General features: G+C 46.8%; 12 protein-coding genes and 1 pseudogene. 5 read left to right on the forward strand and 8 right to left on the reverse strand.

From position 1 onward, the window contains the following. Window positions 1-12 precede the first annotated feature (12 nt). Genes Q1V74_RS10785 through msrB form a run of 3 tightly spaced genes read right to left on the reverse strand, consistent with a single transcriptional unit; the run spans window position 13 to window position 1,222 of the window. On the reverse strand, window positions 13-270 hold the full coding sequence (locus Q1V74_RS10785; RefSeq protein WP_300648836.1) for a BolA family protein: 258 nt from the start codon (window positions 268-270) through the stop codon (window positions 13-15). 14 nt (window positions 271-284) lie between these two features. After that, window positions 285-833, reverse strand: coding sequence for a septation protein A (locus Q1V74_RS10790; RefSeq protein ID WP_260649848.1), 549 nt, complete (start codon window positions 831-833; stop codon window positions 285-287). Beyond that, window positions 830-1,222, reverse strand: coding sequence for a peptide-methionine (R)-S-oxide reductase MsrB (gene msrB / locus Q1V74_RS10795; RefSeq protein ID WP_260649975.1), 393 nt, complete (start codon window positions 1,220-1,222; stop codon window positions 830-832). Before msrB ends, Q1V74_RS10790 begins: the two co-directional genes overlap by 4 nt. 292 nt (window positions 1,223-1,514) lie before the next feature. On the opposite strand from msrB, the gene Q1V74_RS10800 reads away from it, so the two are divergent. The 4 genes from Q1V74_RS10800 to Q1V74_RS10815 all read left to right on the forward strand — a co-directional run bounded on the left by Q1V74_RS10800 (window position 1,515) and on the right by Q1V74_RS10815 (window position 6,405). Further along, a complete protein-coding gene (locus Q1V74_RS10800; protein ID WP_300648839.1) occupies window positions 1,515-2,684 on the forward strand; it encodes an ABC transporter substrate-binding protein in 1,170 nt (389 codons plus the stop codon). Between the two features lie 97 nt (window positions 2,685-2,781). Further along, the gene (locus Q1V74_RS10805; protein WP_300648841.1) at window positions 2,782-3,819 is read left to right on the forward strand and encodes a branched-chain amino acid ABC transporter permease; all 1,038 of its coding nucleotides are present in this window, start codon (window positions 2,782-2,784) and stop codon (window positions 3,817-3,819) included. A gap of 4 nt (window positions 3,820-3,823) precedes the next feature. Continuing rightward, the gene (locus tag Q1V74_RS10810) at window positions 3,824-5,659 is read left to right on the forward strand and encodes a branched-chain amino acid ABC transporter ATP-binding protein/permease (protein ID WP_300648843.1); all 1,836 of its coding nucleotides are present in this window, start codon (window positions 3,824-3,826) and stop codon (window positions 5,657-5,659) included. Then, the gene (locus Q1V74_RS10815) at window positions 5,659-6,405 is read left to right on the forward strand and encodes an ABC transporter ATP-binding protein (RefSeq protein ID WP_260649974.1); all 747 of its coding nucleotides are present in this window, start codon (window positions 5,659-5,661) and stop codon (window positions 6,403-6,405) included. The genes Q1V74_RS10810 and Q1V74_RS10815 overlap by 1 nt, the downstream gene beginning before the upstream one ends. Window positions 6,406-6,456: 51 nt before the next feature. On the opposite strand, the gene Q1V74_RS10820 is transcribed toward Q1V74_RS10815, so the two are convergent. The 5 genes from Q1V74_RS10820 to fdxA form a co-directional block, all read right to left on the reverse strand. Next, on the reverse strand, window positions 6,457-7,143 hold the full coding sequence (locus Q1V74_RS10820) for an ATP-binding cassette domain-containing protein (RefSeq protein WP_300648845.1): 687 nt from the start codon (window positions 7,141-7,143) through the stop codon (window positions 6,457-6,459). A 92-nt stretch (window positions 7,144-7,235) separates the two neighbouring features. After that, the gene (gene nth / locus Q1V74_RS10825; RefSeq protein ID WP_260649843.1) at window positions 7,236-7,871 is read right to left on the reverse strand and encodes an endonuclease III; all 636 of its coding nucleotides are present in this window, start codon (window positions 7,869-7,871) and stop codon (window positions 7,236-7,238) included. Window positions 7,872-7,883: 12 nt separating this feature from the next. Beyond that, window positions 7,884-8,510, reverse strand: coding sequence for an RnfABCDGE type electron transport complex subunit B (locus tag Q1V74_RS10830; RefSeq protein ID WP_300648848.1), 627 nt, complete (start codon window positions 8,508-8,510; stop codon window positions 7,884-7,886). Window positions 8,511-8,546: 36 nt separating this feature from the next. Continuing rightward, window positions 8,547-9,767 (reverse strand): polyhydroxyalkanoate depolymerase, encoded by a 1,221-nt coding sequence (phaZ, locus tag Q1V74_RS10835; RefSeq protein WP_300648850.1) that lies wholly within the window; start codon window positions 9,765-9,767, stop codon window positions 8,547-8,549. Window positions 9,768-9,795: 28 nt separating this feature from the next. After that, window positions 9,796-10,119: a ferredoxin FdxA gene (fdxA, locus tag Q1V74_RS10840; protein ID WP_260649840.1), complete on the reverse strand. Its 324-nt coding sequence runs from the start codon at window positions 10,117-10,119 to the stop codon at window positions 9,796-9,798. A gap of 279 nt (window positions 10,120-10,398) precedes the next feature. Here fdxA and Q1V74_RS10845 point away from each other — a divergent pair. Further along, window positions 10,399-10,799 (forward strand): annotated as a pseudogene (locus Q1V74_RS10845) (nicotinate phosphoribosyltransferase); the annotation flags it as partial.

The raw sequence follows: 10,799 nt of genomic DNA on the forward strand, positions 1-10,799 counted from the left end.
AAAAATCCTTTTTTATTTCAGTTCGATAGCAAGAGCATGGATGGGGTGGGGGATCAGGTCTTGGACATGCTCGTAAATAAGGCGGTGTTTGGCCAAGGTTGTGAGCCCCTCAAATTGGTCAGAAGCAATAATTAAGCGAAAATGGCTTGCCCCGTCTTTAGCGCCGGCGTGCCCAGCGTGCAAGTGAGATTCATCGATAATTTCAAAATGGGTTGGGTTTAGCGCTTGTAAGCGTTCAGTAACTAAGCGAATGCGATCTAAAGTAGACATAGTCGTTGTGAATTTTACTGGTCAGAGGTGTCTTTAAGGTATTTACCTAACCACAAGGATTGTAAAATAACAAAAATAATTAAAAGCACTAAAGAGCCAAACACCTTAAAGCTCACCCATTGGGATTCGGTAAAATACCCCGAAAAAGCAATGAATAGATTTAATGCACCTGATAGGATAAAAAAACCAGCCCAGCTGTAATTTAGTTTATTCCAAGCAGCCTCTGGCAAAACCAGCTGTTCTCCCATTAGCTTACGCATGAGATTGCGGCCCAAAAAAAGCTGGCTACCTAATAAAATCCCAGCAAATAGCCAGTAAAGCACAGTAGGTTTCCATTTAATAAATGCATCGTTTTGGAAAAATAGCGTTGCTGAGCCAAAGACCACAATCACCCCTAAGTTGATCCAGTGTGTGGTTTCGATGATTTTTTTTCGGATTTTTAGCCAGAGAATTTGGCCTACAGATGCGACCATAGCCACAGCGGTAGCGGTATAAATGTCAAAATAGCGGAACGCAATAAAAAATAAAACGAGAGGGAAAAGGTCAAAAAACAGTTTTTTCATGCGGGTTCAAATTGAAGAGCAACTGAGTTAATACAGTAACGCAAACCAGTAGGAGCTGGGCCGTCAGGGAAAACGTGCCCTAAGTGTGCATCACAGATATTACATAGAATTTCGGTGCGCACCATACCATGACTGTAGTCGGCTTCTTCGCGTACATTATCTGGGTTAAGGGGAGCAAAATAACTGGGCCAGCCACAACCAGCATCAAATTTAGTATCTGAGGCAAACAATGGGGTTTGACAGCATACGCAACGATAAATTCCCTTTTCGTTGTGATCGTTATATTTACCACTAAAAGGGCGTTCAGTCCCGCTTTGGCGCGTGACGTAAAAAGCCTCGGGGCTGAGCTGTGCTTGCCATTCTGCTAAGGTTTTTTGCACTTTTTTCATCATAGGGAGCCATCAAAAATGGAGAAACTAACAGTGTAGCCTTGTTCGCGATCAACGCAAATAGTTAGAAAACCTAAAAACAGGGTAAGCCCTAAAAGACGAGTCGGTACGTAATTTTAGATAATAGCCCCCTTTACCTTGCGGAATTCATTTAGGCTTCGGCAATTTAAGGTTAATACCTATATGGTTTTTACCTTCAATTTGATACGTTTACGCTGTATCTGTTGTAAAAAATGTATAACAAATGAGCTGTTTTAACACTGCAGCTCAACCCTTCTTTCGGAGACAAACTATGCAGCTATCCCCTTCTTTAAAGCGTACGGTTTTAGCTGGAGCGCTGGCTTTGACGTTGCCGATGAGCGTACTGGCCCAGATCAAAGTCGGCGTCACTGTTGCTTCTACCGGTCCTGCTGCTTCACTAGGTATCCCTGAGCGTAACACAGTGGCGTTATTGCCCACTGAAATCGCCGGACAAAAAGTGGAGTACTTGGTGTTGGATGATGCCACGGATACCACAGTTGCTGTACGTAATATGCGTAAATTAATCACCGAAGACAAAGTCGATGTGGTGATTGGCACCTCTGTGACCCCAGGCTCTTTGGCCATGGTGGACGTGGCCGGTGAGACTAAAACTCCTATGATCAGTGTGGCAGCGAACGCACGCATTGTAGAGCCTGTCGAAGGGGCGCGCGAGTGGGTATTTAAAACCCCTCAAAATGATCAGTTGATGGCTGCGGCTTTAGCTGACGCTATGGAAAAGCAAGGTGTTAAAACACTGGGCTTTATTGGTTTTAATGATGCGTATGGGGATGGCTGGTTAGATGTAATGAAAGCAGCTGCTGAAGCCAAAGGCATCAAAATGGTAGCAACAGAGCGCTATAGCCGTAGTGATACCTCTGTTACCGGCCAAGTATTGAAACTGACCTCGGCTAATCCAGATGGCATTTTAATTGCTGGCGCTGGAACACCGGTCGCTTTGCCACAGGGCGAATTAAAGAACCGTGGTTATAAAGGCATTATTTATCAAACGCACGGGGCCGCAAATAACGACGTATTACGTGTGTGTGGAAAGGACTGTGAGGGCATGTTCTTACCGGCTGGGCCCTTGCTCGTAGCGGATCAGCTGCCCGATGACAACCCAGTTAAAGCCTCGGCATTGGAATATAAAAACCTCTACGAGGCTAAGTATGGCGAAGGCTCTATTAATACCTTCGGCGGCCATATGTGGGATGCCGCCCTTCTAGTGCAAGATGCGATTCCTCGTGCTTTAGAAACCGGCGCTAAACCAGGTACCCCCGAATTCCGTGCGGCCATGCGTGATGCCATTGAGCAGACCAAGGACTTACCTGCCTCTCAAGGTGTATTTACGATGTCTGATAAGGATCATGCGGGGATGGATGAGCGTGCTCGTGTGATTGTTAAGGTCGAAAACGGTAAATGGACCTACCAACCTGACCTGTAATGATAAGAACGAACGGGGCGATGCCTAGCTCGCCCCTCTAACTGCTGGTTGATAAGGTGGCTAGCCTTTCTTTTTATGTTGTGGTGGTAGATCCGATATGGATTCAACAATTGTTTTGATTCTGTTGCAGGACGGCTTGCTAAACGGGGCGATTTATGCCTTGTTGGGCCTAGCATTAGTGCTGATTTTTGCCGTAACGCGCGTTATTTTTATTCCTCAGGGCGAGTTTGTCACTTTTGGTGCGCTAACACTGGCTTTCTTGGTCAATGGTCGTGTACCGGGGACATTGTATTTACTGCTCATTGCGGGGAGCTTGGTTTTTCTTTTAGAGTGTGTCTCCGCTATACGTAATAAGCTATATGCTGGATTATGGCGCACGGCGTTATGGGCCTTAGTGTTGCCGATCGCCCTTTACTTAATGTTGCCCTTAGTCATGCATCAAGATACCCCTCTATGGGTCAGTGTTTTGTTTTCCATGGCATTGGTCGTACCGTTAGGGCCTATGATTTATCGCTTGGTTTACCAACGGGTAGCCGAAGCCAGTGTATTGGTGCTACTGATTACTTCTGTAGCGGTGCATTTTGCTTTGACCGGCTTGGGTTTGGTTTTCTTTGGAGCAGAAGGCTGGCGTACTCCTCCCTTTATGACGGGGCAGGTTAATTTGTTAGGCATGGCCTGGTCTGCACAAACACTCTTTGTCCTAGTGGCCGCTGCTGTATTGATTGGCGCACTGTGGTTGTTTTTTGGGGGCACGCTATATGGGCGAGCGTTACGCGCTACAGCGGTGAATCGTCGTGGTGCGCGCTTAGTGGGGATTAGTACCATCATGTCTGGGCGTATTACGTTTACGCTGGCTGCGGCGATCGGTACCTTATCCGGGATGCTAATTGCTCCTGTTACCACTATCTATTATGACACTGGGTTTTTAATCGGGCTTAAAGGTTTTGTGGCGGCGATTGTAGGTGGTCTCGCTAGCTATCCCTTAACTGCGGCTGGAGCGATTTTTGTCGGGATTTTAGAAGCCTTTTCCTCTTTCTGGGCAAGCTCTTACAAAGAGGTCATTGTGTTTACATTGATTATTCCCGTATTGCTGTGGCGCTCTTTTGGCGCACGTCATATTGATGATGAGGATTAAGGACATGAATCGCTTGCTTTTAGTTGTTGTGGTGGGCGGGTTGGCCTTATTGCCACAGCTGCATGTAGTACCTGAGTTTTGGATTACGCAGTTAAATTACATTGGGCTCAGTAGTCTTGTAGTGCTGGGTCTGGTGTTACTTACTGGGGTGGGGGGCTTAACTTCTTTTGGGCAGGCCGCATTTGTGGGTATTGGTGCGTATACCACCGCATGGTTAACCACGCGATTGGGTTGGTCACCATGGCTGACGCTATTTATGGCGTTGGCGTTAACCTTTATTTTTTCGTCTTTAATCGGCGCGATCACCCTACGTTTGTCCGGACACTACTTGCCCTTAGGGACGATTGCTTGGTCGCTATCCTTGTATTACTTGTTTGGTAATCTCGGGTTTTTAGGCCAGCATGATGGGATTTCTGGTATTGCACCTTTGTCAATTTTTGGCATTTCTCTAGGGATAGGGCGCAATATGTATTATCTCATTTGGCTATTTGTTTTAGGTAGCCTATGGCTGACATATAACCTATTGCACTCACGCCCTGGTCGCGCTATTCGTGCTTTAAAAAACGGTAGCAGCATGGCGGAGTCTTTTGGCGTCAATATGGCTAACTACAAAGTGATTATCTTTGTGTATGCCGCTCTATTAGCTTGTGTGTCGGGTTGGTTGTATGCACACTTGCAGCGTGCAGTGAGCCCAAGTCCTTTTGGTTTGAACTACAGCATTGAATACTTATTTATGGCTGTGGTTGGTGGCGCTGGTAGCGTGTGGGGGGCGGTAGTGGGATCGGCGTTAATTTTAACGTTAAAAGATCAGCTGCAGAATTTGCTTCCCCGTATTTTTGACACCAATGCGAACTTTGAGCTCATTGTATTTGGTCTATTAATGATCTTTATCCTGCAATATGCAGGCAATGGGATCTGGCCATTATTGGAGCGGGTGTGGACGGCCGTAACAGGGGGGGAAAAACAACGACGAATGGAACCTCCAGCTCAGGCGGCGACCTTAGAGCAACGTCCTCGCCCTGAAAAAGGCAGCTTAGTTTTAGAACTAGACAAAGCGCGCAAAGAGTTTGGTGGTTTGGTCGCGGTAAATGACATCAGTTTTAAGCTGCATGCAGGTGAAATCATGGGTTTAATTGGGCCTAACGGTGCAGGTAAATCCACGACCTTTAACCTAATTACTGGGGTATTGCCTTTAACAAGCGGTGATATTCGCTTCCAAGGTCAGCGGATTGATAATTTACGTGCTCGAGATATTGCCCGTCTTGGTATTGGGCGTACGTTCCAGCATGTACAGCTGATTCCTACCATGACGGTATTAGAAAACGTAGCCTTAGGGGCGCATTTACGTCGTGATGTGGGGGTGGTTTCTGCGGCCCTGCATACAGATCGTCGCAGCGAAGCGGAACTGCTGCACGAGGCCGCTGTACAGTTAGAGCGCGTAGGCTTAGGCGACTATCTCTATGAGGAGGCCGGAAACTTAGCGCTTGGACAACAGCGCATTTTAGAGATTGCTCGTGCTTTGGCCGCTGACCCTGTGTTGTTGCTTCTTGATGAGCCCGCCGCTGGCTTGCGCTACAAAGAAAAGCAAGAGCTAGCACAGGTGCTAAACCAGCTCAGTGCCGAAGGCATGAGTATTTTGCTGGTTGAGCATGATATGGATTTTGTGATGAACTTGACGGATCACTTGGTGGTGATGGATTTTGGTACCAAGCTAGCCGAAGGCAAGCCCGCAGAGATTCAACAAAACCCAGCGGTGTTACAAGCCTATTTGGGCGGTATTGATGATGATTTTGATGAAGACGAGTTGGCGGGTGTAGCCCCCACAAAGGAGGCGGTATGATGGAGCCACTTTTAGCCGTAAAAAACTTACATGCCCAATATGGCAAAGTGAGCGCATTAAATAATGCCAATATCGAGGTCAAGCCCGGTAGCATTGTTACCGTCATTGGTGGGAATGGGGCGGGGAAATCAACCATGCTTAACGCCATCATGGGTAATTTGCCCGCTACGGGTCGTAGTGATGGCGAGGTGATCTATGATCGGCGCTCGGTCAGTAGCTGGCAGGTGGAGCGTCGTGTGGCCGAGGGTTTATGCTTGGTCCCGGAAAGCCGTGAGCTTTTTGCGAGCATGTCTGTCGAGGACAACCTATTATTAGGTGGCTTTAGATTGTATCGACAGCGTGTAAGCGGCTGGCGCGACACCATGGACGAGGTTTATGAGTTGTTTCCACGCTTAAAAGAGCGTCGACAGCAACAGGCTGGAACCTTATCGGGGGGGGAGCGTCAAATGCTCGCGGTTGGGCGTGCGTTGATGTCCAGACCTAAGGTTTTGATGCTTGATGAGCCCAGCCTAGGCTTGGCCCCGCGTGTGGTGCGTGAGATCTTTTTAATTATTGCGCGTCTACGTCGTACGGGTGTGTCTATTTTATTGGTAGAGCAAAATGCCCGAGCGGCTTTACAGGTAGCTGATTATGGTTATGTGTTAGAAACTGGGGAAATCATTTTAGAGGGTGCTGCGGCGGACTTAAGTGACAACCCCCGCGTGATTGAAAGTTATCTAGGTCTAGGCAATAAAGACCAAGAGTAAATGGCTTTCTTTGTTATGTTGTAGCACGGTGCCTAGCGCGCCGTGCTTTTTTTACGCTGAAATAGGCGGGGTTTGGTGATGGACTTGCGCCAACTGAGCGGTGGCGTTTTGAATGTAATACATTTTGTCGGCCACGGTAGCTGCAAAGGGGCGATTTGACTCATTTAAAATGAGGGTGTAGCCACGTTGTTTGAGTTGTTGTAGTAGCGTCATGGCGAGAGGGTGAATGGCAGGGCAAAAATCATGGTACAAGTCATGGAGCACAATAATATCTACGCCGGTGCGCAGTAGGCGTGCCAAAGCCAGCAACTGCTGTTCACCTGGGCTCAGTTGCGTGCAGGGTGCATCCTTGTGCTGTTTGAGTGTGGGAAATAGTTCGTAGATCTCGGCTAAGGACAAGCCCCCTCCTAAGCTATGATCGGCTAGGGGAAGTAGTAGGTTTTCTTCGCAACTTAACCCAAAAACCAACCCATTTTCTTTAGAGGATAGTGCCATGCCTAGATGGGGCACATGCTGAGCAGACAGATGGATGGCTTCGGTTTGATGAATACGAATAGAGCCTGTGCGGTTGGGGTTATGACCTAAAAGACTATCCAATAAAGAGAGCTGGCTTTGTTTGCAGTTTGAAACCAAAGCGATAAGCTCCCCTTGTTTGGCGCATAAATTTAAATTTTGAATAATAGGGGTCTGATGATGCCAAGCGTGCAGATCACGGATTTCTAGCGCGGTTTTACCCATAACCATTTCCTTAAAAAGGATTAGAGGCTGTATATGGCGACATTATGCAGCGCAACAAATAAAACAGCTATGGGGGTTTGTCTTAGCTGGGGTTAGCGCGTAGTTTTCTCTTTATATTCGCATAGATCTGCTATACCGCACTCAGGGCATTTAGGTTTGCGTGCTACACAGACATAACGACCATGTAATATAAGCCAGTGGTGCGCATCGAGTAAAAACTCTTTTGGCACTAGTCGCATTAACTTGTCCTCTACTTCGCGCACATTTTTGCCTTTGGCTATGCCGGTGCGATTAGAAACACGAAAAATATGGGTGTCCACAGCCATAGCATATTGCCCAAAAGCGGTATTAAGAACCACGTTTGCAGTTTTACGCCCTACGCCGGGTAGCGATTCTAGCTCCTCGCGTGTATTGGGAACCTCGCCATTGTAGTGCTCAAGTAAAATTTCACAGGTACGAATGACATTTTTTGCTTTGGTTTTATAAAGCCCGATACTTTTAATGCACTCAGTCAGGCCATCTAAACCTAATTCTAAAATACCTTCTGGTGTGCCGTGAGTGGGGAAAAAACGCCGCGTAGCGATATTCACGGATACATCAGTGGCTTGAGCAGAAAGAATCACCGCGATCAGTAGCTGAAAAGTCGTTTCATACTCCAGCTCTGTGGTCGGATGAGGATTGGCTGCTTGAAAGCGTTTAAAAATTTCAGTACGGATTTCGCGATTCATGATTAAACCGTATTAAGAAGATTGGCGTCGTGCACGGGCTTTGGCAAGCACATCGGCCAAAGTGGCTTTTTTATAGCTTTCTGATTCAGCCAAGGGGCTGATTTTAGGTTTGTTAGCTAGAACTTTGGCGGCCACTTGGATCGTTTCGCCATGCTTCTGTTGTAAGCGTTGTTGACGCTGCTGAAAGTGAGCACGTGCTTGTTGTGCGCGGGTGCTATCCCAGGCACGTTCTGTAGGAACCATATGAATGCAGTCTACGGGACAAGGAGCGACGCAAAGATCACAGCCCGTGCAGCGCTCGGTAATGACCGTGTGCATGAGCTTATTGGCACCGATAATAGCATCCACAGGACAGGCCTGAATGCATAGGGTACATCCAATACAATGTGCTTCGTCAATGATAGCAACCGTAGGCTGGGTAAAGCTACCACATTCAGGATCTAAGTCTTGAATGGGCTGCTGGGTGAGTTGAGCTAATGCCTGAATGCCTTCGGGCCCACCTGGCGGGCAACGGTTAATGGCTTCGTTATCTAAGGCGATGGCTTGGGCGTAAGGCAAACAGGCATCATAGCCGCAACGAGTGCATTGTGTTTGCGGCAGTATGGCATCAATGCGTTGAATGAGTTCAGAGCTGTCCATAAATAAAAAAGGGGGGCGTTGCCCCCTTGGTATGGTTTAGGCGTGTTGGTAAATAAAATCTTTGACTAAAGGGTAAATCTGATTGCGCCAACGGCGACCAGAAAAAATCCCATAGTGGCCACTACCTAAGGCGATATGATGCTGTTTTTTGTCTTCAGCAAGATTCGCACATAAATGTTGTGCTGCACGGGTTTGATTTAGACCTGATATATCATCAAGCTCCCCTTCGATAGTAAAGAGAGCTGTTTTTGTGATGGCGGCGGGATTTACCAGCTCACCATCTATCTCCCATGTGCCTTTTGGTAGAGCGTGCTCTTGGAAGACGATTTTAATAGTGTCTAAGTAGAATTCTGCCGGCATGTCTAGGACTGCATTATATTCATCATAGAAACGTCGGTGAGCCTCGGCGCTATCATCTTGCCCTTTGATTAAATGATTATAAAATTCATAGTGTGAGGACATATGGCGGTCAGGGTTCATCGCGACAAAGCCAATGTGTTGTAAAAAACCCGGATAAACACGACGGCCTGAGCCTGGATAGCGGGTAGGGACACGATGAATTAAGTTATTTTCAAACCAGCTATATGGTTTAGTGGTGGCTAGACGATTGACTTGAGTAGGAGATTCTCGTGTGTCAATAGGGCCACCCATTAAAACTAAGCTCTTAGGGATATAAGGGCTCTGACGGGCAGACATTAACGATACCGCCGCCAATACCGGTACAGTAGGCTGGCACACAGCAACTACGTGGACATCCTTACCTAAAAACTCAAGAAATTGCTCCACATAACGCACATAGTCATTAAGATGAAAAGGGCCAGCGGATAAGGGCACCATGCGTGCATCTATCCAGTCAGTAATATAAACATTGTGATCTATGAGCATGCTACGTACGGTGTCTCGTAGCAGGGTTGCATGGTGACCAGAAAGTGGTGCCACAATTAAAACTGTTGGTTCCTTAGTGGTTAGGTTTTTACGTTCAAAGTGCACCAGATTACAAAAAGGTAACGAGTGTGCGACCCGGTTTTGAATTTCGATGGTTTTGCCATCTTTTTCAATGGAGTGGATATCCCACTGGGGTTTTTCATATTCTTTGCCCAAACGGTGCAATAGCTCGTAGCCTGCCGCCAACTGTTTGGAAACGGGCGTGTAGGCCCATGGGCTATAAGGATGGGTAAAAAGCTGTGCACTGGAGCCGGAAAAAGCGGCCAGTGGTGCAAGAAACGAACGTTGGAGCTCGTGTATGTCATACAGCATGGTTGCGCCCTTGTATAGAAGAAAGAGGTTAGCGCTCTAAGTATTGCAATTTATCTGCTACCCCATTCCAATCGTCCGCATCAGGTAAGGGGTCTTTAGAACGATTAATCATGCCAAATATTGGGGTAAGCTCGGCATTAAGCTCGATGAAATGAACCTGGTCTGCAGGGACATCTTCTTCGGCAAAAATGGCATTGGCTGGGCACTCGGGAATACAGACCGCACAGTCGATACACTCATCGGGGTCGATAACGAGAAAATTTGGCCCTTCGCGAAAGCAGTCAACCGGGCAAACATCCACGCAATCAGTAAATTTACATTTAATACAGTTTTCGGTGACGACGTGTGTCATGAGAGGCTCCAGCGTAATTCAATACAAAACGATAACAAGAGAAATAGAAAGTAGCATACATTAAACAGGCAAGGCTATGGCCAGTTTAAAAGGATGCCAAAGAGGGCTATTTTAGCCAAAATACAGAGGGATACGAAATAAAGGCAATAAGATTAGAGTGTTAATCTCGTCACATGTTCCCTATATCTGACGAGTTTACTGCTATTCAGGTAAGGTGGATAAAACAACATATAATAAAAGCTACCGGATAGGGTAGTCATTTTTTGGACTGGCAGCGCAATGATCATTACTTCTTTACTTGATACCGACCTTTATAAATTTTCTATGATGCAAGTGGTGCTGCATCATTTTCCTGCCGCGCAGGTGCAATATCGTTACCAATGCCGCACACCAAATATTGATCTGCATCCTTACATCGATGAAATCCGCGACGAGGTCAAAGCGCTTTGTCAGTTGCGGTTTACAGAAGACGAGCTCAACTATTTGCGTCAGCTTCGTTTTATCAAAAGTGATTTTGTGGATTTCTTGGGGTTATTCCATTTACCGGAGCGCTGTATCTCTATTGAGTATGGCGATAAGCCCGGCGAGCTTGCAATCGAGGTCGAAGGCCCTTGGTTACATACTATTTTATTTGAAATCCCTGTTCTTGCCATTATTAACGAGGTCTATTTTCGTAACAC

The organism is Paenalcaligenes sp., from assembly GCF_030152715.1.
GTDB classification, from domain to species: domain Bacteria; phylum Pseudomonadota; class Gammaproteobacteria; order Burkholderiales; family Burkholderiaceae_B; genus Paenalcaligenes; species Paenalcaligenes hermetiae.

Excerpts from the sequence above, each read along its gene's own strand:
- Q1V74_RS10800 (WP_300648839.1), top strand. The coding sequence starts at position 1,515 with ATGCAGCTATCCCCTTCTTTAAAGCGTACGGTTTTAGCTGGAGCGCTG.
- Q1V74_RS10790 (WP_260649848.1), bottom strand. The coding sequence starts at position 833 with ATGAAAAAACTGTTTTTTGACCTTTTCCCTCTCGTTTTATTTTTTATT.
- Q1V74_RS10805 (WP_300648841.1), top strand. The coding sequence starts at position 2,782 with ATGGATTCAACAATTGTTTTGATTCTGTTGCAGGACGGCTTGCTAAAC.
- msrB (WP_260649975.1), bottom strand. The coding sequence starts at position 1,222 with ATGAAAAAAGTGCAAAAAACCTTAGCAGAATGGCAAGCACAGCTCAGC.
- Q1V74_RS10820 (WP_300648845.1), bottom strand. The coding sequence starts at position 7,143 with ATGGGTAAAACCGCGCTAGAAATCCGTGATCTGCACGCTTGGCATCAT.
- Q1V74_RS10810 (WP_300648843.1), top strand. The coding sequence starts at position 3,824 with ATGAATCGCTTGCTTTTAGTTGTTGTGGTGGGCGGGTTGGCCTTATTG.
- Q1V74_RS10785 (WP_300648836.1), bottom strand. The coding sequence starts at position 270 with ATGTCTACTTTAGATCGCATTCGCTTAGTTACTGAACGCTTACAAGCG.
- Q1V74_RS10815 (WP_260649974.1), top strand. The coding sequence starts at position 5,659 with ATGGAGCCACTTTTAGCCGTAAAAAACTTACATGCCCAATATGGCAAA.
- nth (WP_260649843.1), bottom strand. The coding sequence starts at position 7,871 with ATGAATCGCGAAATCCGTACTGAAATTTTTAAACGCTTTCAAGCAGCC.
- phaZ (WP_300648850.1), bottom strand. The coding sequence starts at position 9,767 with ATGCTGTATGACATACACGAGCTCCAACGTTCGTTTCTTGCACCACTG.
- fdxA (WP_260649840.1), bottom strand. The coding sequence starts at position 10,119 with ATGACACACGTCGTCACCGAAAACTGTATTAAATGTAAATTTACTGAT.
- Q1V74_RS10830 (WP_300648848.1), bottom strand. The coding sequence starts at position 8,510 with ATGGACAGCTCTGAACTCATTCAACGCATTGATGCCATACTGCCGCAA.